Annotated in this window: 19 protein-coding genes; 10 read left to right on the top strand and 9 right to left on the bottom strand. The window is 61.8% G+C overall.

Features of this window, described 5'->3' with window-relative positions; genetic code table 11:
• Positions 1-84: 84 nt before the first annotated feature.
• The 5 genes from cysD (at position 85) to RN346_RS06690 (ending at position 5,148) form a co-directional block, all read left to right on the top strand.
• Complete coding sequence (gene cysD, locus RN346_RS06670) at positions 85-1,047, top strand: sulfate adenylyltransferase subunit CysD (protein ID WP_263584403.1); 963 nt, start codon at positions 85-87, stop codon at positions 1,045-1,047.
• Between the two features lies 1 nt (position 1,048).
• The gene (gene cysN, locus RN346_RS06675) at positions 1,049-2,482 is read left to right on the top strand and encodes a sulfate adenylyltransferase subunit CysN (RefSeq protein WP_311960626.1); all 1,434 of its coding nucleotides are present in this window, start codon (positions 1,049-1,051) and stop codon (positions 2,480-2,482) included.
• A 208-nt stretch (positions 2,483-2,690) separates the two neighbouring features.
• Positions 2,691-3,254 (top strand): type 1 glutamine amidotransferase domain-containing protein, encoded by a 564-nt coding sequence (locus tag RN346_RS06680; RefSeq protein WP_263584401.1) that lies wholly within the window; start codon positions 2,691-2,693, stop codon positions 3,252-3,254.
• Positions 3,255-3,316: 62 nt separating this feature from the next.
• Positions 3,317-4,387 (top strand): phosphatase domain-containing protein, encoded by a 1,071-nt coding sequence (locus RN346_RS06685; protein WP_311962527.1) that lies wholly within the window; start codon positions 3,317-3,319, stop codon positions 4,385-4,387.
• Between the two features lie 86 nt (positions 4,388-4,473).
• Complete coding sequence (locus RN346_RS06690) at positions 4,474-5,148, top strand: zinc metallopeptidase (protein WP_311962528.1); 675 nt, start codon at positions 4,474-4,476, stop codon at positions 5,146-5,148.
• A 3-nt stretch (positions 5,149-5,151) separates the two neighbouring features.
• Here RN346_RS06690 and cmoB read toward each other — a convergent pair whose 3' ends face one another.
• The gene (cmoB, locus tag RN346_RS06695) at positions 5,152-6,165 is read right to left on the bottom strand and encodes a tRNA 5-methoxyuridine(34)/uridine 5-oxyacetic acid(34) synthase CmoB (RefSeq protein WP_311962529.1); all 1,014 of its coding nucleotides are present in this window, start codon (positions 6,163-6,165) and stop codon (positions 5,152-5,154) included.
• Position 6,166: 1 nt separating this feature from the next.
• Positions 6,167-6,910, bottom strand: a complete 744-nt coding sequence (gene cmoA, locus RN346_RS06700) for a carboxy-S-adenosyl-L-methionine synthase CmoA (protein WP_311962530.1) — start codon at positions 6,908-6,910, stop codon at positions 6,167-6,169.
• Positions 6,911-7,013: 103 nt separating this feature from the next.
• On the opposite strand from cmoA, the gene pgi reads away from it, so the two are divergent.
• The 4 genes from pgi (at position 7,014) to serB (ending at position 13,941) form a co-directional block, all read left to right on the top strand.
• The gene (gene pgi / locus RN346_RS06705) at positions 7,014-8,705 is read left to right on the top strand and encodes a glucose-6-phosphate isomerase (RefSeq protein WP_311962531.1); all 1,692 of its coding nucleotides are present in this window, start codon (positions 7,014-7,016) and stop codon (positions 8,703-8,705) included.
• A gap of 147 nt (positions 8,706-8,852) precedes the next feature.
• Entirely contained in the window at positions 8,853-10,748 is a 1,896-nt protein-coding gene (gene parE / locus RN346_RS06710) for a DNA topoisomerase IV subunit B (RefSeq protein ID WP_311962532.1), read from the top strand.
• Positions 10,749-10,754: 6 nt separating this feature from the next.
• Entirely contained in the window at positions 10,755-13,007 is a 2,253-nt protein-coding gene (gene parC / locus RN346_RS06715) for a DNA topoisomerase IV subunit A (protein WP_311962533.1), read from the top strand.
• Between the two features lie 4 nt (positions 13,008-13,011).
• The gene (gene serB / locus RN346_RS06720; RefSeq protein WP_311962534.1) at positions 13,012-13,941 is read left to right on the top strand and encodes a phosphoserine phosphatase SerB; all 930 of its coding nucleotides are present in this window, start codon (positions 13,012-13,014) and stop codon (positions 13,939-13,941) included.
• Between the two features lie 102 nt (positions 13,942-14,043).
• Here serB and RN346_RS06725 read toward each other — a convergent pair whose 3' ends face one another.
• The 7 genes from RN346_RS06725 to RN346_RS06755 all read right to left on the bottom strand — a co-directional run bounded on the left by RN346_RS06725 (position 14,044) and on the right by RN346_RS06755 (position 20,310).
• Entirely contained in the window at positions 14,044-14,430 is a 387-nt protein-coding gene (locus RN346_RS06725) for a Na+/H+ antiporter subunit G (protein ID WP_263584391.1), read from the bottom strand.
• A gap of 31 nt (positions 14,431-14,461) precedes the next feature.
• Positions 14,462-14,731 (bottom strand): K+/H+ antiporter subunit F, encoded by a 270-nt coding sequence (locus RN346_RS06730; RefSeq protein WP_263584390.1) that lies wholly within the window; start codon positions 14,729-14,731, stop codon positions 14,462-14,464.
• Complete coding sequence (locus tag RN346_RS06735; RefSeq protein ID WP_311960635.1) at positions 14,725-15,222, bottom strand: Na+/H+ antiporter subunit E; 498 nt, start codon at positions 15,220-15,222, stop codon at positions 14,725-14,727. Before RN346_RS06735 ends, RN346_RS06730 begins: the two co-directional genes overlap by 7 nt.
• Complete coding sequence (locus tag RN346_RS06740) at positions 15,219-16,730, bottom strand: monovalent cation/H+ antiporter subunit D (protein WP_311962535.1); 1,512 nt, start codon at positions 16,728-16,730, stop codon at positions 15,219-15,221. The genes RN346_RS06735 and RN346_RS06740 overlap by 4 nt, the downstream gene beginning before the upstream one ends.
• Positions 16,727-17,059 carry a Na+/H+ antiporter subunit C gene (locus RN346_RS06745; protein WP_311962536.1) on the bottom strand — a complete coding sequence of 111 codons (333 nt, stop codon included), beginning with the start codon at positions 17,057-17,059 and terminating at the stop codon, positions 16,727-16,729. The genes RN346_RS06740 and RN346_RS06745 overlap by 4 nt, the downstream gene beginning before the upstream one ends.
• A gap of 1 nt (position 17,060) precedes the next feature.
• Positions 17,061-19,886 carry a monovalent cation/H+ antiporter subunit A gene (locus RN346_RS06750; protein ID WP_311962537.1) on the bottom strand — a complete coding sequence of 942 codons (2,826 nt, stop codon included), beginning with the start codon at positions 19,884-19,886 and terminating at the stop codon, positions 17,061-17,063.
• Between the two features lie 208 nt (positions 19,887-20,094).
• Positions 20,095-20,310: a hypothetical protein gene (locus RN346_RS06755; protein WP_263584385.1), complete on the bottom strand. Its 216-nt coding sequence runs from the start codon at positions 20,308-20,310 to the stop codon at positions 20,095-20,097.
• Between the two features lie 505 nt (positions 20,311-20,815).
• On the opposite strand from RN346_RS06755, the gene RN346_RS06760 reads away from it, so the two are divergent.
• Entirely contained in the window at positions 20,816-21,679 is an 864-nt protein-coding gene (locus RN346_RS06760; RefSeq protein WP_263584384.1) for an ion transporter, read from the top strand.
• Positions 21,680-21,689: the final 10 nt, after the last annotated feature.

Genomic DNA, 21,689 nt, shown 5'->3' on the forward strand with positions numbered 1-21,689 from the left:
CCTACTTGCAGTGACGATCATCAGGCAAACACCGTTTGCAGGCACCGTTAGTCAGCACCCCGGTGCTTTGAGAGGGAGTAGGCAATGACCCAGATTACCGCTGCGCCGGTCGATGAACGGCGCGAGCCCACCGTGGCGATCGACGGTGCGCGCCAGACGCACCTCAAACAGCTCGAAGCCGAATCGATTCATATCATCCGTGAAGTCGCCGCCGAGTTCAGCAATCCGGTGATGATGTACTCCATCGGCAAGGACTCCTCGGTCATGCTGCACCTGGCGCGCAAGGCCTTCTACCCGGGGCCGCCGCCGTTCCCGCTTTTGCACGTCGATACTACCTGGAAGTTTCGCGAGATGATCGAGTTTCGCAACCGCATGGCGAGTGAAGCGGGCATGGAGCTTCTGGTGCACACCAACGAAGAGGGGCGCGCGGCGAACATCAACCCCTTCGATCACGGCAGCGCCAAGTACACCGACATCATGAAGACCCAGGCGCTCAAGCAGGCGCTGGACAAGTACGGCTTCGATGCCGCCTTCGGCGGGGCGCGCCGCGATGAAGAAGCGTCGCGCGCAAAAGAGCGAGTTTACTCCTTTCGCGACAAGTACCACCGCTGGGACCCCAAGAGCCAGCGCCCGGAGCTTTGGAACACCTATAACGCCAAGGTCAACAAGGGCGAGTCGATTCGCGTATTTCCGCTCTCCAACTGGACCGAACTCGATATCTGGCAGTACATCTATCTGGAGTCGATCCCGATCGTGCCGCTTTACTACTCCGCCCCGCGCCCGATCGTCGAGCGCGACGGCATGCAGGTAATGGTCGATGACGAGCGCCTGCCGCTGGCGCCCGGTGAGGTCCCGGAGCAAAAATCCGTGCGTTTCAGAACGCTTGGCTGTTACCCGCTAACGGGGGCTGTCGAGTCTACGGCGGCCACGCTCCCCGAGATCATCCAGGAGATGCTGCTGACGCGCACCAGTGAGCGTAGTGGGCGTGCCATCGACCGCGACCAGGTCGGGTCGATGGAGAAGAAAAAGCGCGAGGGGTACTTCTAACATGGCACACCAGTCGAATTTGATCGCCGACAACATCGAGCAGTACCTGCAGGAGCACGAAAACAAGGATCTTTTGCGCTTCATCACCTGCGGCAGCGTCGATGACGGCAAGTCCACGCTGATCGGGCGAATGCTTCACGACTCGAAGATGATTTTCGAGGACCAGCTCGCTGCGATCACCCAAGCGTCCAAAACCAGCGGCACCACCGGGGACACGGTTGATTTGGCGCTTCTGGTCGACGGGCTGCAGTCCGAGCGCGAGCAGGGCATTACCATCGACGTCGCGTACCGCTTTTTCTCCACCGACAAGCGCAAGTTCATCATCGCCGACACGCCGGGTCATGAGCAGTACACCCGCAACATGGCCACCGGCGCCTCCACGGCGAGCCTGGCGGTGATTTTGATCGACGCCCGCTATGGCGTGCAGACCCAGACCAAACGCCACAGCTTCATCGCCGACCTGCTCGGTATTCAGCATTTGGTGATCGCGGTCAACAAGATGGATCTGGTCGAGTTTTCAGAGGCGCGCTTCAACGAGATCAAGCGCGAGTACCAGCAGTTTGCCACCAATCTGAACGCGCCGGACATTCGTTTCGTGCCGCTGTCGGCGTTGACCGGCGACAACGTGGTCAATAAAAGCGAGCGTACGCCCTGGTATTTCGGCCCCGGCTATGAATCCCGCACGCTGATCGAGCTTCTTGAAAGCGTCGAGCTGACCCAGGACCAGAACCTCACCGATCTGCGCCTGCCGGTGCAGTACGTCAATCGGCCGAACCTCGATTTTCGCGGCTATTGCGGCACGCTCGCTGCGGGCATTCTGCGCCCGGGCCACCGCGTGAAGGTGCTGCCCTCGGGCAAGACCTCGACGGTCGAGCGCATCGTCACCTTCGATGGCGACCTGAGCGCCGCCTACCCGGGCCAGGCGATCACCGTGACGCTCGATGACGAGATCGATATCTCCCGCGGCGACTGGCTGGTCGATGCGCACGCCGATATCGCGCTTTCCAACGCCTTCAAGGCGGACATCGTGTGGATGCACGAAGACGCGCTCATGCCGGGCAAGCTTTATGACTTCAAGCTCGCCACCCGCGATCTTTCGGGCCAGGTGCGCGCCATCGATTACCAGGTCGATGTGAACACGCTGGCGCAGTATCCGGCCGAGCAGCTCGAGCTCAACGCGATCGCCCGCTGCGAGGTCGAGCTTACCGCAAGCATCCCGCTTGACGACTACCGTTCAAGCCCGGGGACGGGGAGCTTCATCATCATCGACCGGCTGACCAACGTCACCGTGGGGGCCGGCATGATTCGCGGCGTCGCCGCTCAAGGCGAGCAGGAGCAGGGCACCGACTGGGCTGCCTTCGAGCGCGATTTGAACGCGCTGGTGCGTAAGCACTTCCCGCACTGGGACGCCCGCGACATCAGCAAGCTGTTCTAAAGCAAGCCTGCGCTCGTTTCAGGCGCTCGAGCCGGCCCCGTTTTTGAACGAGGCCGGCTTTTTTGTACAACTTGTAGCGAAGTGGTGACGCGGTTTAACTGGTTAGATCGCTTGACGATTGTACAGGATGAGCCACACTTGTTAGGCGTTGTAGGAGATGACGCAACGTATGTTTAAAGCACATGTTCATCACGAAAAGGAGAGCACGATGAGTCAAGCACTGAATGGTAAACGCGTTGCGATTCTGGCTGCGGACGGTTTCGAAGAGTCCGAGCTCAGCGTGCCGCGCGCGTCGCTGCAAAAAAATGGCGTCGAGGTTCACATCGTAACGCCTGATGGGAAGGGGATTCGTGCCTGGGCCGAAACCGAGTGGGGCGATACCTACGACGCCGACAAGGCTTTATCAGACGTATCCGAGTCCGACTACCATGCGCTAATGCTGCCGGGCGGTCTGTTCAACCCGGATGAGCTTCGTACCAACGACGACGCGCTGAGCTTCGTCAAGGCGTTCTTTCAGGCCGGTAAACCGGTTGGCGCAATCTGCCACGCGCCCTGGATTCTGATCAACGCAGGCGTGGTCGACGGTCGCAAGATGACCTCGGTACACAGCATCGCGCAGGATCTGAAAAACGCCGGCGTGAACTGGGTCGACGAAGCCGTGGTCTGCGACGAAGCGCTGGTCACCAGCCGTACGCCGAAAGACCTCGATGCTTTCTGCTCCAAGCTTCTTGAAGAAATTCAGGAAGGCAAGCACTCAGGTCAGCACGCCTGATGCCATGGTATAGCCCGTGGGCAAGCTTCGTTAAGCGGCTTGTCCACGTTGTCGCCAAGCCCATGAAGCGCGACAGCGGCCGCGGAGGGATGGTGGTGCATCCCTACCGCGGCTACGGGTCGCAAAAGGAAGTTTTCGTCATGGGCCGCGTCTTTCGACAGGCGGCACTCGGCCGCGCCATTCCCCGGCGCGGCATTTTACGTGATACCGCGGACGTGGCTCGACGCATCTTTCGCCGCGGCTTCAAGGAGGCGCAGGTCGAAATTCGTATCGGTGAAAACAAATTGTCGCTGATTACCGACCGTGACGGCTACTTCGACGCCCATATTCCCATCGAGCGCGACTTACCCATTGATGTGTCCTGGCATCGCGCCGATATTCTCGTGCGCGCCGACGGGCACCCGCCCATGCGTACCAACGCGGAGGTGTACGTGCCGCCGCCGGAGGCGGATCTGTTGGTGATCAGCGATATCGACGATACCGTCATGTTCACCGGCGTGGCGGAAAAGCTGAAAATGCTCTATCGGCTGTTCGTGCGCAAACCTCATCGTCGTACCGCGTTTCCAGGCGTCGCCTCGCTTTATCAGTCGCTTTACCGCGGCAAAAGCGACAAGGCCGAGCGGCCCATCCTGTACGTTTCCCGCGGGCCCTGGGCGATTTACGAAATGCTCGAAACCTTTTTCCAGCTCAACCGCATTCCGGTCGGGCCGATTCTTTTTTTGCGTGAGTGGGGTATCTCCTGGCGCAAACCCTGGCCGCGCAAGGCCGAGGATCACAAGCGCGACTTGATCGACCGGATGCTGACACTCTACGACGACATGCCCTGTGTGCTGATCGGCGACAGCGGCCAGCACGACCCGGAGGTCTACACCGAGGTGGTCAAGGCTTATCCCGGGCGCATCAAGGCGGTCTATATTCGTCGGGTGGACAAGGACCCCAAGCGTCAGGAGGCCATTCAGCGTTTGCGCGACGAGCTCAAGGGCAGCGACTGCGACCTGATTCTCGCCGCCGATAGCGTCCTGATGGCCGAACACGCTTACGAGCAGGGCCGCATTTCCGCCCGCGGGCTCGAAGCGGTCAAGCGCGACGTGCAAGAGCACCACAAGGAAGAGGCGCAAGAGGCGAGTCTCTAACCCTCATCAGTCACCCCGCCAGTGCACGCAAGGTGCGATCGTGGTACAACGGTCAGTCATCCGGCGACTGCCCTGGACACTTGATCATGATCGTACTGCTGATCGCGCTGGCGCTGGCTATTTTTCTTCTGCCCAATCTCTGGGCGCAGTGGGTATTGAAGCGCCACACCAAAGGGCGTGACGACTACCCCGGCACCGGGGCCGAGCTGGCAAGCCACTTGCTGCGCCGCTTCGATTTGAAAAATGTAGGTGTGGAAGTGAGCGAGCAGGGCGACCACTACGATCCGATCGACCGCATGGTGCGACTCTCGCCGGATCATTTCAACGGCCGCTCGCTCACCGCCGTAACGGTGGCCGCGCACGAAGTGGGACACGCTCTCCAGCACGCTGAAGGCTACGCGCCGCTGATTGCCCGAAGCCGTATGGTGGGCGTGGCGCAAAAAGCCGAGAAACTCGGCGCACTGTTGATGATGGCCGCGCCGTTTCTGTTCCTCCTTACCCGCCTACCCGGTGGCCTGGCCGCGGTGATCGCCGTGGCGGTGATCAGCTTTGGCACCGCCGCGGTGGTGCATCTGGTCACGCTGCCGGTGGAGTTCGACGCCAGCTTCAACCGGGCCCTGCCGCTTTTAAAGGAGTACGTGCCGCCTTCTGACATGACCGGCGCCCGCCACGTGCTCACCGCATGCGCGTTCACCTATGTAGCGGCCTCGCTTGCCAGCATTCTGAATCTGGGCCGTTGGCTAATGATTCTGCGCCGCTGAGCGTTAACCCGGTTTGTTCGCTATCACCACCGCGCGGCGCGGCGCCGGGTAGCCTTCGATGGTGCGCGACCTGTCCTCGGGGTCGAGAAAATCCGCAAGCGACTGATAGGTCATCCACTCGGTGGAGCGCTGCTCATCGAGCGTCGTTGGGGCTTCATCGACCACACGTACGCTTTCGAACCCGCAGCGTTCCAGCCAGTGGCAAAGCGCTTTCGAGGAGGGCAGAAAATAGACGTTGGGCATTGCCGCGTAGCGCTCGCCGGGGACGAACACCGTTTGCTCGTCGCCTTCGACCACCAGCGTTTCCAGCACCAGCTCGCCGCCGGGGGCCAGCGCGGCTTTTAGCTGATTAAAGTGCTCGAAAGGCGAGGCGCGGTGATACAGCACGCCCATGGAAAACACGGTGTCGAAAAACCCCAGGTTCTCCGGCACGTCCTCGATGCCCACCGGTAGAAAGTGGGTGCGGTTGCCATCGGCGTCGCCGACGAAGTGGCGCACCGCCTGAAACTGCCAGTAAAACCGAGGCGACGGGTCGATCACCAGCACAAACGCCGCCCCCGCGCCGGCCATGCGCCAGGCGTGGTAGCCGCTGCCGCCGCCCACATCGAGTACCTTGCGATATTTCAAATCGGACAGGTGCGGCGCCACGCGCTTCCACTTCCAGTCCGAGCGCCACTCGGTATCGATCTCGATGCCGCCCAGGTTGAATGGACCCTTGCGCCAGGGCGCGAGTTTTTTGAGCAGGTTAAAACACTGGCGGCGCTGGCTCTCATCGAGTGCGACGTCCACGCGAACGGTGTCACTTTCAAGCTCGACCGTTCGTGACTGGGGCAGAGTCGGCAGCTTTCTCGCCGCTTTTTCCCAGGCGGAGAGGTCGCCGTGGCGTTTTTTATCCAGGCCCTGATTTAGCTGCTCGGGCAGGCGCGCAAGCCAGGCAAGCAGGGCGTCGTTGTGTGCGGCCTGATCGAGAAACGCACGGTAGAGCGCCTGATGGTCGTCGGGTAGCGGGGTCGCCACGTTAGCCCTCCTTGAACGCGATCAAGGAGGCGAAGTTCAGGTACTGAAACCAGGTCATCGCGCGGGGAAAGCCGGCACCGCTCAGCCGCTCGTGCAGGCCGTCGAGGCTGTCGGGAATCAGCACGTTTTCGAGTGCGGTGCGCTTTTGACTGATTTCCAGATCCGAGTAGCCGTTGGCGCGCTTGAAGTCATGATAGCGCTCGACCCGCCAGGCGTTGTCGCGCTCGTCCGGGTCCACGGTTTTTTCGGACAGTATGAGCACGCCGCCGGGTTCGAGCGCCGAATAGAGGCGCGCCAGCAGCGCGTCGCGATCCCTGGGCGGCAGAAACTGCAGCGTGAAGTTCAGGATGATCATGCCTGAGCCTGTATACTCGAGGGTTCGAATATCCGCTTCAATCACCGACATGGCGTGCTCGGGGCATTCGGTAGTGAGTGTTTGGCGCGCTTGTTCCACCATCGCCGGCGATACGTCGACGCCGGTATAGCGAAACGCATCGGCGGGCAGGGCGCCGGCGAGCGCCAGGCCCGAGGCGCCCAGCGAGCAGCCCAGATCATATACGTGGGCGCCGTGACGCAGGTGGCGCTTTGCAATCACGCCCATCATTCCCAGAATCTGGCCGTACCCCGGCACTGACCGGCGAATCATGTCGGGAAAACAGGCCACTACCTGTTCGTCGAAAGAGAAGCGCGCCACGCGGTCAAGGGGTGTCGAAAAGATGGCGTCACGGTAAGATGCGGTACTCATGGGCAAGCCAGGATCAAAAGTGGAAGGGGCGTAGTTTACGCCCCCGCGCTTTGAGGCGACAGTCCTGGGCTTTCGGATACCCGCCAAAAAGAGGGAAACGGCTTTGGCACAACACGACACACCCGATACGCTGCCCGCCTGGCAAACGCTCCAGCAGCACGCGCAAACGCTGAAAACGATGCACCTGAAGGACCTTTTCGGCGACCCGGACCGCTTCGAGACGTTTAGCCACGAGGTGCACGGGCTCACGCTCGATCTCTCGAAACAGCGCTTTGACGACGATACGCTGGTGCACCTGCTGGCGTTGGCCGAGGAGGCGGGCGTACCCGGTGCCATCGAGGCGCTGTTGAGCGGCAAGCGGGTCAACATCAGCGAAAATCGCCCGGCGCTTCATACCGCGCTGCGCCTGCCGGTGGAGGCCACGCTCGACGTCGAGGGCGAAGACGTCGTGGCCTGTGTTCATGAAAGCCTGAATCAGATGGAGCGACTGGTAGAGCGTCTGCACGCCGGCCAGTGGCGCGGGGCAACCGGCAAGCCGATTCGCCACGTGGTGAACCTGGGCGTGGGCGGCTCGGATCTCGGCCCTTTGATGGTCACCCACGCGCTGGCGGATTACCGGCCCGCGGACATCCATCCGGTGGACGTACACTTCGCCTCGACCATGGACGGCTCGCAGCTTGCCGACTACCTGGCGCGCTTCAATCCGGAAACCACGCTGTTCATTCTGTCGTCGAAATCGTTCACCACCATCGATACGCTTTCCAACGCCAATACGGCGAAGGATTGGCTACTGGGGCGGCTCTCCGAGCACGATGACATGGCCGGTGCCAAACCGGTGAGCGCAAAGCTCATCGTTCGCCAGCACTTCATCGGCGTGTCGGCGAGCCCGGAGAAGATGTGCGAGTGGGGGATCGCCCCGGATCATCAGCTGATGTTCTGGGAGTGGGTGGGTGGGCGCTATTCCCTTTGGGGCACCATTGGCCTGCCGATCGCGCTGATCGTCGGCATGAAGCACTTTCGCGCGCTGCTGGCCGGGGCGCATGCGATGGACAACCACTTTCGCCAGGCGCCGCTCGAGCAGAACCTGCCGGTGCTGCTGGGTCTGGCCGGCATCTGGAACGTCAATTTTCTCGACATTCGCGCCCACTCGATTCTGCCCTACGACGGGCGCCTTGAATACTTCGCCGCGTATCTCGAGCAGCTCGAAATGGAGTCCAACGGCAAGTCGGTCACCGGGCGGGGCGAGCGCGTGAACTACTCGACCTGCCCGGTGCTTTGGGGGCAGCTCGGACCTAACGCTCAGCACGCGTTTTATCAGCTTCTCCATCAGGGCACTCAGCCGGTGGTGTGCGACTTTATCGCCCCGCTCAAACGCTACGACGATGTCGAGGACCCGGACACCCGGCGCCATCTCAAGGCGCAGCACCGGCTGTCGCTGGCCAACTGCTTTGCCCAGTCGCGGGTGCTTATGCTTGGCGATGACGCCGTCGACGAAGAGGGCGCGCCGCCGGCACACAAGCGCTATCGCGGTAACCAGCCTTCGACCACGGTGCTGATGGACGAACTCGCTCCGCATACCCTCGGTGCGCTGATCGCGCTATACGAGCACAAGGTGTTCGTGCAGGCGGTGATCTGGGACATCAACCCGTTCGATCAGTGGGGGGTGGAGCTTGGCAAGGAGATCGCCAAGGAGACCCGCGCGCTGATGGAAGGCAAGGGGGACGTGAGCCGTCTGGACGCCTCGAGCCAGGGGCTGATTCGCGCGTTCTGGGCCGCCGAGCAGAGCGAACCCTGATCCATTTTATCGCGAACGTGGCCGGCGAGGTGTCGGTCACTCATGGCTGGATATACAGTAGTTTGAATTTGCGCTATCCTGTGCCTTTTTCGCCGCGCCGTTCACCCTTGCGCGGCCCAAGTACCGTTTTCCAGGAATTGATGCACCATGACCCAGTTTGACGGCTCCCAGTACGGCGCGAGTTCGATCGAGGTTCTCTCCGGACTCGAGCCGGTACGCAAGCGCCCCGGTATGTACACCGATACCTCGCGACCCAACCACCTGGCCCAGGAAGTCATCGACAATAGCGTCGACGAGGCGCTGGCGGGTCACGCCACGGCCATCGAAGTGGTGCTTTCAGGCGACGGCGCCATCGAGGTCAAGGATAACGGCCGCGGTATGCCCATCGACATCCACCCGGAGCACGGCGTCTCCGGGGTCGAGCTGATCCTCACCAAGCTCCACGCCGGCGGCAAATTCTCGGCGTCGAGCTACCGCTTTTCCGGCGGTTTGCACGGCGTTGGGGTGTCGGTGGTCAACGCGCTATCGCGTCGTTTGGAGGTCGAGGTCACCCGCGACGGCGCCCGCCACGCCATCGCTTTCGAACACGGCGAAAAGGCCGAAGAGCTTCATGAGATCGGCAAGGCTGCCAAGCGCGCCACCGGCACGCTCGTGCGCTTTTGGCCCGACGAGAGCTACTTCGATAGCCCCAAGCTCGCGCTTGGCCGCTTGAAACATCTTTTACGTGCCAAGGCGGTGCTCTGCCCGGGGCTTGCAGTGACGCTGGTCGAGCCCGACGGTACCAAAACCGAGTGGGCCTACGCCGACGGGCTGCGTGATTATCTGGCTCAGGCCACCGACGGCTACGAGGTGCTGCCGTCCGAGCCCTTCGTCGGCCACTTCAGCGATGACGAGCACGGCGTCGACTGGGCGATCCAGTGGCTGCCGGAAGGCGGCGAGGCGCTGCTGGAAAGCTACGTCAACCTGATTCCCACGCCCCAGGGTGGCACCCACGTCAACGGCTTTCGTTCCGGACTTCTGGACGCGCTGCGCGAGTTCTGCGAGTACCGAAGCCTCTTGCCTCGCGGCATCAAGCTCACCGCCGACGATCTCTGGGAGCGCGCCTCGTTCGTGCTGTCGGTCAAGATGCTCGACCCGCAGTTCGCCGGGCAGACCAAGGAGCGGCTCTCCTCGCGCACCATCGCAGCCTTCGTCTCCAACGTGGTCAAGGACGCCTTCTCGCTGTGGCTCAACCACCACGTCGACCAAGCCGAGCAACTCGCGGAACTCGTCATCAGCGCGGCGCAAAGCCGCCAGAAAAAGGCCAAGAAGGTCGCGCGCAAGAAGGTCACCTCGGGCCCGGCGCTGCCCGGCAAGCTCGCCGACTGCTCCGGCCAGGACCCCTCTCAAAGCGAGCTGTTTCTGGTCGAGGGTGACTCCGCCGGCGGCAGCGCCAAGCAGGCGCGCAACCGCGAAACCCAAGCGATCCTACCGCTGCGCGGCAAAATCCTGAACACCTGGGAGGTCGAAACCCACGACATCTACGGCTCCCAGGAGGTGCACGACATTGCGGTCGCGATCGGCGCCGACCCGGGCAGCGCCGATCTCGAGAAGCTGCGCTACCACAAGATCTGCATTCTCGCCGACGCCGACTCCGACGGCCTGCATATCGCCACGCTCCTGTGCGCGCTGTTCGTCAAGCACTTTCCGTCTCTGGTGGACGCCGGTCACGTCTTCGTTGCCATGCCGCCGCTTTACCGTATCGACCTGGGCAAGGAGGTACACTACGCCCTGGACGAAAGCGAGAAGGCGGCCATTCTCAAAAGCCTCGCCAAAAAGCGCGGCACCCCCAACGTTCAGCGCTTCAAGGGCTTGGGCGAGATGAGTCCGCTGCAGCTTCGCGAAACCACCATGGCGGTGGAGACGCGCCGGCTAGTGCAGCTCACCTTGAATGATGGCGACGGCACCATGGAGATGATGGACATGCTGCTGGCCAAGAAACGCGCCGGCGACCGTAAGAAGTGGCTGGAAGATTACGGCAACCTCGCAGACATTGAGGTATAACCCCCGATGACCATGGATATTCAGGTAGCGGAAGGCGACGTCGAGCGCCTCTCCCTTCGCGACTACACCGAAAAGGCGTACCTCGACTACTCGATGTACGTCATTCTTGACCGCGCGCTGCCCAACATCGGCGACGGCATGAAGCCCGTGCAGCGGCGCATCATCTATGCCATGCGCGAGCTATCTCTCAACGCCAATGCCAAGTACAAGAAGTCCGCGCGCACCGTCGGCGACGTACTGGGCAAGTTCCACCCCCACGGCGACAGCGCCTGTTACGAGGCCATGGTGCTCATGGCGCAGTCGTTCAGCTACCGCTACCCGCTGGTGGACGGCCAGGGTAACTGGGGTAGCCCCGATGACCCCAAATCCTTCGCCGCGATGCGCTACACCGAGGCGAAACTCTCGAAATTCGCCGACGTACTGCTGTCAGAGCTTGGCCAGGGCACCGTCGAGTGGGCGCCGAACTTCGATGGCACCATGCAGGAGCCGGTAGTGCTCCCGGCGCGCCTGCCCCACGTGCTGTTGAATGGCGGCACCGGCATCGCCGTGGGCATGGCCACCGACATTCCGCCGCATAACGTTAGTGAAGTGGTCGAGGCGACCTGCCATCTGCTGCGCAATCCGAAAGCCACCACCACGGATTTGATGGAATTCATCCCCGCGCCGGATTTTCCCACCGACGCCGAGATCATCACCCCGGCGGCGGATTTGCGAAAGCTTTATGAGGCCGGCCGGGGCTCGGTGAAGCTGCGCGCCCGTTACGTGCGTGAAGAGGCCAATATCGTCATCACCGCGGTGCCGTATCAGGTCAGCGGCGCCAAGGTGCTCGAGCAGATTGCCGCCCAGATGCAGGCCAAAAAACTGCCCATGGTGGCGGATCTGCGCGATGAGTCGACCCACGAGGAACCCACGCGTCTGGTGATCGAGCCGCGCTCGAGCCGGGTCGACGTCGAATCCTTGATGGCGCACCTGTTCGCCACCACGGATCTCGAGAAGAACGTGCGGGTGAACATGAACGTGATCGGCCTGGATGGCCGCCCGCGGGTGATGCCGCTGCCGGACATGCTTGGCGAGTGGCTGACCTTTCGCCGCGCCACCGTGAGACGGCGCCTCGAGCACCGTCTGGGCAAGGTGGAAGAGCGCCTGCACATTCTCGAAGGGCTTTTGACCGCGTATCTGAACCTGGACGAAGTGATTCGCATCATCCGTGAGGAGGACGAGCCCAAGGCCGCGCTGATCGAGGCGTTCGCGCTTTCTGAGCGCCAGGCCGAGGCGATTCTGGAGCTTCGCCTGCGCCATCTGGCCAAGCTCGAGGAGATGAAGATTCGCGGCGAGCAGGACGCGCTTGAAAAAGAGCGCAAGACGCTCACCGGCGTTCTGGGTAGCGATGCCAAAATGACCACGCTGATCGAAAAGGAGATTCGCGCCGCTGGCAAGGAGCACGGCGACGCCCGCCGATCAAAGCTGGTCGAGCGAGCCGAGGCGAAAGCGCTTTCGGAAGTAGAGCTTTTGGGCGCTGACCCGATCACCGTGGTGGTGTCCGAGAAGGGCTGGATTCGCGCCGCCAAGGGCCACGACATCGACCCCGCCGGGCTCTCGTTCAAGGCCGGCGACCGCTACCAACTGGCAAGCCGCGGTAAGACCAACCAGCCGCTGGTGCTGCTCGACGATACCGGGCGCGCCTACACGCTCTCTGCCCACAACCTGCCAAGCGCCCGCGGTCAGGGCGAGCCGATCACCGGGCGCGCCAACGTCGCTGCCGGCGCGCAAATGGCCGGCATGATGCTCGCCCCGCCAAGCCAGCGCTACGTGCTCGCAAGCGACGGCGGCTATGGCTTCGTGGCGACGCTTGGTGATCTCACCGGCAAGAACAAGGCCGGTAAGGCGGTGCTCAGCCTGCCCAAGGGCTGCGCCGTCACGCCGCCGGTCGCGGTGCCGGAAGGCGAGGCGCTGTGGGTGGCGCTGGTGTCCAACGAAGGGCGGCTGCTGCTGTTTCCGCTGGAGCAGCTGCCGCAGATGAGCAAGGGCAAGGGCAACAAACTGCTTGATATTCCCGGCGCTCGCGCCGCGCGGCGCGAAGAGTTCGTGCGCGATATGGTGGTGCTCAGTGAAACCACCGAGCTCGTCATCCACGCCGGCAAGCGCAAGCTCACCCTGAAGAGCGCCGATCTGGCATACTACCGCGGCGAACGCGGGCGCCGGGGCAGCAAGCTCCCGCGCGGTTTTCAGAAAGTGGATCGGCTAGAGGCTGGAGAGTAGCCACATGGCACGTAGCGAAAAACGCCTGACCGTACTGGCGCCGGTACTGACACCGGCCATCGAATCTAAAGTGGCCGCACTGATGGGGCGCTTCGACCTTACCGAGCAGCGCGCCACCCGCCTGGCAAGCCGCGGCGAGGGCGCGGCGCTGGACGCCATCGAATACGTGGTGAGCGCCCCGGTTGCGCAGGACGACCCGCAGTGGCAGGCGCTTCGTCACGCCGCGCTCGAGGTCAGCGAAGCGCACCCGGTGGATATCGTTTTGATGGAGGCCGGCGAGCGCGCGTTCGAGCTCGTCTGTTTCGACATGGATTCGACGCTGATCAAGGCCGAAGTGATCGACGAGCTTGCCAAGCGCCACGGCGTGGGTGAGCTGGTCGCCGAGGTCACCGAGCGCGCCATGCGCGGCGAGCTCGACTTCAAGGCGAGCTTTCGCGAGCGCATGGCCAAGCTCGAGGGCCTGTCCGAAACCGTGCTCGAAAGCATCGCGTTGGAACTTCCTTTGATGGACGGTGCCGAGCGGCTGATGAAGAACTTGAAGCGCCTGGGCTATCGTACCGCGATTCTCTCCGGCGGTTTTACGTATTTCGCCCGTCATCTGCAAACGCGCCTGGGCTTTGACGAGATTCACGCCAACGAGCTGGTGATCCGCGATGGCCTGGTTACGGGGGAGACGAGCGAGCCGATCGTCGATGCCGAACGCAAAGCGCTGCTTCTGGAGGAGATCGCCCACCGCGAAGGGGTATCGCTTGCCCACACCGTGGCGGTAGGGGATGGCGCCAACGACCTGAAGATGCTCGCCAAAGCCGGCATGGGCGTGGCCTATCATGCCAAACCGTTGGTGCGCGCGAAGGCGCAGCTGGCGGTGTCGACTGTGGGTCTCGACGGGCTTTTATACCTTCTGGGCCACGCGGAAGACGCGCTTTCGCGCTAAAACGTGGATCGACTCATGAAAAAAGCGGCGCCTAGAGCGCCGCTTTTTCGTATCTGTCGTTTTCGTACCTGTCTTTTCCGTAACGGTGAAAGGGAAAGGGCTCTAGCCGTGGCCCTTGTCCGGGTGCGGTACCGGCTTTTTGCCCACTTCCTCGTCGCGCAGCTCGAAAGGCACGCCGCCGGTCTTTTTGGCGTGCTTCAAGCGCAGGTGCAGGCCGGTCTTGGCCAGCAGGTGGGCGCTGACCGGCGCGGTGATGAACAGGAACAGCGTAATCAGCATCTCCTGAATGTCGATGTGGCCATCCACGCTCCAGAAGTAGCCCATCGAGGCGACCAGCATACACCCGATACCCAGCGTCGAGGCCTTGGTCGGCCCGTGCAGGCGCATGTAGAAGTCTCGCAGGTGCGCCATGCCAAGCGAGCCAATGAACACGAACACGCCGCCGGTCACCAGCATGAGCGACACCAGCGCTTCGATTAGAAAGGCCATGGCCGCGCTCCTTGTAACGTCGAAAGAAGACTCATTCGATGATATCCCCCCGCAGAATGTATTTGCACACCGCGACGGTGCTGATGAAGCCGAGCATGGCGATCAATAGCGCCGACTCGAAGTAGGTCTTGCCGCCGAGCCACAGCCCGAGCAGCACGATCAGCGCGATGGAGTTGACGTACATGGTGTCCAGCGCCAGCACGCGATCCGGCAAATCCGGCCCTATCACCAAACGGTACAGGTTCAAAATCAGGGCGATCACCACCAGCGTCGAGGTGATGTACAAGGCCACGCTCAGCATTCGTAAATCTCCTTGAGAGGGCGCTCGTAGCGCTCGCGAATCTGCTCGATCAGCGCCTGCTCGTCCTCCACGTCCAGCACATGGATCAACAGCGACTTGCCGTCCAGGCGCAGGTTGGCGGACACCGTGCCCGGCGTCAGGCTGATGGTGCTGGCCAGCACCGTGATGGTGAAGCGCTCCTCCAGCATCAAGGGGTACTCGATGAAGTGCGGGTTGAGCCGCTTCCACGGGTTGATCAGAAGCTTGGCCACCTCGAAGTTGGCGATCACGATGTCCTTGAGTACGCGCAGGATAAAGCGCGCCAGAAGCCGCGGCTTCTTGATCTGCATGTGGCCATCCCAGAAGCGGTAGGTCACCAGAGGTATGAGGATGGCCAGCGTACCTCCGAGCAGTATCTGCCCCGGGGCGTAGCTGCGCGCCATCAACAGCCACACGATCAGCAGTAGAAGTGACAGAACCGGCGTGGGCAGCCATTTACGCGGGGTAATCATAGTTGGCCTCGCGACGGTGAAAGAAGCGTTTCGGTCAAGCGCTCGGGGTTGGCGAGCTGCTCGGCGGTGGCCTGGGTATAGACGCTGACCGGGTGGGCGAACACCACCAGCAGAGGCGCCGCGCTCAAAAGCCAGATCACACCGAACCACTGCAGCGCCGGAAGCCTTGTGCCGGAAGGACTACCGTGGGCGCTGCGCCAGAAAAGCGTCGAGCCCGCCCGGGAGAGCGCGATCATCGAGGCCAGGCTTGCCAGCAAAAGCGTGGGCCAGAGCCACAGCCGCTGGGTGTCATCAGCGGCGGCAAGCACCAGCGCCTTGCCGATCGCCCCGGAAAGCGGCGGCACGCCGACCACGGCAATCGCGCCGATAAAGAACAAAAGCGCCAGCGCCTTGCCCTGTACCAGCGGGCGCGCCTTGACCAGCCGCGTGCCTGCCTTGCCGCGCTGCACGCCGATCATCTCGGCGAGCAAAAAGAGCCCGCCGGTGATCAGGGTGGTGTGAACCAGATAATAGAGCAGCGCCGAGGCGGACACCTCGCTTCGCATGCCGGCGCTCACCAGTAATGTGCCCACCGACAAAAGCACCAGATAGGCGATGAGCATACGCAGATCGCGCGACGACAGAATGCCCACGGCGGAGGCGGCCAGTGTGGCCAAACCCAGCCACCACACCCAGGCCTGTTCGAGGGCGGCCAGAGGACCGGCGGCGTCGCCGAAGATCAACAGATAAACGCGCAGGATGGCGTAGATGCCCACCTTGGTCATGATCGCAAAAAGCGCCGCCACCGGCGCAGGCGCTGCGGCGTAGGCCCGCGGCAGCCAGAAATAGAGCGGCAGGATCGCGGATTTGAGCCCGAACACCACCAGCAGAATCAGCCCTCCGGCGGTCACCAGCCCCTGACGGTCGGCGGGAAGCTCGGCCACGCGAAGCGCCATGTCCGCCATGTTCAAGGTGCCCAACGCGCCGTAGAGAATGCCCGCGGCGATCAAAAACAGCGACGAGCCGGCCAGGTTCATCACCACGTAGTAGACGCCGGACTGAATGCGTGCCTTGCCGCCGCCGTGAAGCAGCAGGGCGTAGGAGGCGAGCAGCAGCACCTCGAAGAAAACGAACAGGTTGAACAAATCGCCGGTCAAAAAGGCGCCGTTGATCCCCAACAGCTGCCACTGAAAAAGCCCGTGAAAGTTGCTGCCCTTTTCGTCGTCGCCGGCGCAGGCGAACACCACCGCGCCCAGGGCAAGCACGGAAGTGAGCAGCAGCATCAGCGCGGAGAGGCGGTCCAGCACCAGCACGATGCCGAACGGCGGCTGCCAGTCGCCCAGCGCGTAATAGAGAATCTCGCCGCTTGACGCGCGCCCGACCAGCGCCATGGACACCGCCAAAAGCATGAGCGTAGCCACGACGCTGACCGCACGCTTGAAACGGACCAAGCCTTCACGGCGGTAGAGCAGCAGAATACCAGCGACCAGCGGTACCACGATGGGAAAAACTACAAGGTGTTGCATCATTCGCGGTCTTCCTTCTTGCCGTCGACCTGGTCGTTACCCAGCTCGCTTCGCGCGCGCATGGCGAGAATCACCACGAAGGCCGTCATGGCGAAGCCGATGACGATGGCGGTCAGCACCAGCGCCTGGGGCAGCGGGTCGGCGTAGGCCCCTTCACCGTGCACCAGCGCTGCGCCGTCGGTGGTGAGCCCGCCCATCGAAAACAGAAACAGATTCACTGCATAAGAGAGTAACGTTAGCCCCACTACTACCGGGAAGGTGCGCCCCCTGAGTGTGAGATAGAGACCGCAGGCGCTGAGCACGCCGGTGGTCACAGCGTAAAGCGTTTCCATGTCAGAGGCTCTCCTTGTTCGTGCCGGCGTCGTCGGATTTGGTCGCGTTCACCACCGGGCGGTGGGCGGTCGTGACCTTACCCAGGTTCGCGAGAATCATCAGCGTGGCGCCGACCACGGCCAGATACACCCCGAGATCGAACAACAGCGCCGTGGCCAGCTCGAACTTGCCCACCACCGGCAGGCTAAAGTAGCCAAACGCCGAGGTCAGGAAGGGATGGCCGAAGAGCCAGCTGCCAAGCCCGGTCAGCGTGGCCACGGCCACACCTACGACGGCTATCGGCTGGAAAGGGAAGTCCAGTCGGCTTTGGGCCCACTCCACGCCACGGGCCATATAAAGAAGAATCAGGGCCACCGCGGTGATCAGCCCGGCAATGAAGCCGCCGCCGGGTTCGTTGTGCCCGCGCAGGAAGATGAACGCCGACACCAGCAGCGCCAGCGGCAAAAGCGCCAGCGAGATCGAGGTGAGAATCGCCGGGTAACGGTCCGGCGACCAGATCCGGCCTTCACTGTCGCTGTGAGGGATGAACAGCCGTAGCCGGTTCAGAAGCTTGAAGATGGCAAGCCCGGCCAGCGCCAGCACGGTAATCTCGCCCAGCGTATCGAAGCCGCGGAAGTCGACCAGAATGACGTTGACCACGTTATGGCCACCACCGCCGGGCACGCTGTTGTCCATGAAAAACTGCGAAATCGAAAACGATTCGCGGGTCATGACGGCGTAGTTGAGACTCGCCACCACGCCGCCGAGCCCGCCGGCCAGTACGATATCGCGCAAGTTACGCTTGGCGCTCGACTCCGGCGGGGTCTTTTGCGGCAGGAAAAACAGCGCCAGCATCAGCAGAATCATCGTGACGACCTCGACCGAAAGCTGAGTCAGGGCCAGATCCGGCGCCGAGAAGCGCGCGAAGGTCAGCGCCACGAAAAGCCCCACCACCGACAGCATTAAAAGCGAGATCAGACGGTAGCGGTGGGTGATGGCCGTGGCCAAGCCCCCGAAGATCAGCATGACCGCGCCCAGCACCACGATGCCATCCACCGGCTGATTGCCAAGCTCCCCGGTCAGCTCGGTCATTTGGGCAAGGCCGATGGCGCCCATGACAAACGTCGCCAGCAGCAGCCAGCCCATGTAGCGCTGCAGCGACTGGCCATCCCAGACGGCGATCAGCTGCTCGCAGCGCTGACCCAGACTCACCAGCGCGCGTTCGAACACGCGGGTGGCATCGACCGGCGCGAAGGACTCCTTGAAGCGGCGCAGGTGCGCGTGCTGCCAGTAAAGCGCGCCGCCGATGACGAAGGCGACCACGCTCATCAGTAGTGGCAGATTGAAGCCGTGCCAGATCGAAAGATAGAAATCGAACGGTGCCTGCAGTACTGCCTGACTTGCAAGCGATAAAAGGCCCGTTGCCATGAACGCGGGAAGAATGCCGATCAGCAAGCACAGCCCCACCAGAATCTCCACCGGAAGACGCATCATCCGCGGCGGCTCGTGGGGCGCCTTGGGCGACGGCTGGCGGGGTTGTTTGACGCACACTGCGATGACCAGACGCACGGAGTAGCCGACCGACAGGATGCTGGCGATGGTCGCCAGCATCGGTATCAGCCAGCTCAACCCGCCCAGCAGCGATGATTCGAGCGTTTCGGTGAGAAACATCTCCTTGGAGAGAAAGCCGTTGAACAGCGGCACCCCGGCCATGGATGCGGCGGCCAGTGTCAGCAGAAGGGCGGTGATCGGCATGCTCTTTCTGAGCCGGCCGAGCATTTTGAGTTCGCGAGTGCCCGCTTCGTGATCGATGATGCCGGAAATCATGAACAGCGCCGCCTTGAAGGTGGCGTGGTTGAGAATATGGAAAAGCGCTGCCAGCACCGCCATGGGGGTGCCTATGCCCAACAGCACCGTGATCAGCCCCAGGTGACTCACGGTCGAAAACGCGAGAATGCCCTTGAGGTCGGTCTTCAAGAACGCGAACCAGGCGCCGTAAAGCAGCGTGATCATGCCAACGATGGGCACCACGAGCTGCCAAAGCGCGCTATCGGAAAGTGCCGGATGCAGGCGCGCCATCAAAAAAATGCCCGCCTTGACCATGGTCGCCGAGTGCAGATACGCGGACACCGGCGTGGGTGCTGCCATGGCGTTGGGTAGCCAGAACTGAAACGGAAACTGGGCGGATTTCGTGAACGCGCCCAACAGCACCAACGTGAGCATGACCGGGTAGCGCGCATCCTCGACGATCAGCGCTCCGCTTGCCAGCACCTGGTCCATGTCGAAGCTGCCGACGATATCGCCTAACAGCAAAACCCCCGCCAATAGCGCAAGGCCGCCGGCGCCGGTCACGGTCAGCGCCATGCGCGCGCCCTTGCGCGCGTCGTTCTGGTGCGACCAAAAGCCGATCAGCAGAAACGACGAAAGGCTCGTCAGTTCCCAGAAAAGCCACAGCAAGAGCAGGTTGTTGGACAGCGATATACCGACCATGGAAGCCATGAACAGCATCAAAAAGCTGTAAAAACGCCCCACCGGCTCCTCTTCGGAGAGATAGAAGTGGGCGTAAAGCAGAATCAAAAGCCCGATGCCGAGAATCAAGAGGTTGAACAGCAGCGACAGGCCGTCCAGGCGAAAGGCCAGGGCAAGGCCAAGCTCAGGTAGCCAGTCGGCGAAAAACCGAAGCGACTCCCCCGCGTTGAGCGAAGGAATCTGCCAGAGCGTCAGGCCCAGGGCGATCGCGGGCGCGACCATGGTGGCGAGCGAACACGTCAAGCGGGAGCGCCGTCCCGCCATGAGAGGCACCAACACTCCCAAAAGCGGAAGTAAAGCAATCCAGAGCAATGTCATCGGGGCATCCAGCACAGGTGTAATCGTGGCGAGCGCCTTTAGCGCTTTCGAACGAATTCGGGCTTTAAAGCCAGCTCAGCGTAAACAAACCGAAAGAGGATACCACTAACGGGAAGGCTTGCGGCTTTGGTCTGAGACGCACACTTAAAATGACCGCCTACGTTGGTGTCAATTTTGTCCATTCAACCGCGGCGGGGACAAGAACGCTTTAAAGCGTGCCGATGACTCTGAAGCTGTAGTCGCTTTCGTCGACCTCGAGTACTTCGACGGAGTAGCCGCCGCAGCCGTGGGCACGGTCGACGGGGAAAAGCCCAGTGGGAATCGCCACGACATCGCCCATGCTTATACGGTCGTTGACGAGAACTTCGAGATCCTTGCGAGGTATTCGTTGCGTGGTATCGATCACGTCGCGGTGCCTGGTCATGGGGCTTTCCTTAGCCAAAGCATGATGTTAGATGAACGGATGAGCATCATTTAAACGATCGAGGCGGATTATAGTAATCGAACGCCCATTCGCCAACGCGTTTTTTACGCCATTCGTTTGCACATTTTCTTGCATTCTGTACATGGCTGGTATAACTTTAAGTCGTTCGCGGCAGGACGCCGCTTCTGGATACGGATATCGCGTTCACGGATGAATGCATGATGCCATGATGGCAGCCCGTCGCCCCCGCAAGGGGGCTTTTTTTGCCCGCTTCAAGGCCATTTCAGCGGCTACTGAACGCCGCCGCCTGCACGCCTTACGCTCCTGTTTCTTCTCTGCCCCATTCTGGCGCTTTTTCGTTGCGTTTTTGCGACACGAAAAGCCGTAACTTCCAACGTCGGATCAATATCGTCTGCTCTATCGAACGCGTATTTTAGGGTAGAATGCCAGCGCTCGCGCCCGGCGCGTGCTCTTTCTTCCCTGGCTTAAAGGCGTATAGGTTTAGATGAGTGCTTCCCTGAGTACCTGGCAGGCGCGCTTCGAGAAGCTGCGCAGTAACAAGGTCTTCGAAACCTTCGTGATCTCGATCATCGTGCTGTCGGCACTGGTGATCGGTGCGCGCACCTACGACGAGGTGAGCCGATTCGAGCGGTGGCTGGGCTATCTGGACGTAGCGGTCACGCTGTTCTTTCTGGTCGAGGTGCTGATTCGCATGGCCGCCGAGCCGCGCTTGCGCGACTTCTTCAAAAAGGGCTGGAACGTCTTCGACTTTTTGATCGTCACGGCAAGTTTGATCCCGATGGATGAGTCGGAGATGGTGCTGCTGGCCAGGCTTCTGCGCATTTTCCGCGTGCTGCGACTGGTGTCGATGATTCCCGAGCTTCAAATGCTGCTCTCGGCGCTGGTGAAGTCGATTCCACGAATGGGCTACGTCGCGCTTTTGATGTTCATCATCTTCTATATCTACGCCGCGATCGGAAGCTTTCTGTTTCATACGGTGGACGAGCAGCTTTGGGGCAACATTGCGCTGGCCATGCTCACGCTTTTCCAGGTCGCCACCTTCGAGAGCTGGGCGACGGCCGTGCTGTATCCCACCATGGAGCAGTTTCCCTACGCCTGGATCTACTTTCTGACGTTCATCTTCCTCAACGCCTTCGTATTTCTGAACATGATGATCGGCATCGTGCTCGATGTGATGCAAAAGGAGAGCGCCCAGATGGCGCTGGATAACGGCGAGGGCGAAGAGGCGGAGATATCGATGCTACGCGGCGACGTCAAAAAACTTCAGGCGCAGCTCGACCGTATGGAGGCGGCGATGACTGGCCAGCGCGACGGCTCGAATGCCGACCGACCCGTGTCCGGACAGTAACGCCGTTCAT

The sequence above is a fragment of the Halomonas sp. PAMB 3232 genome (assembly GCF_031954225.1).
Classification (GTDB): domain Bacteria; phylum Pseudomonadota; class Gammaproteobacteria; order Pseudomonadales; family Halomonadaceae; genus Vreelandella.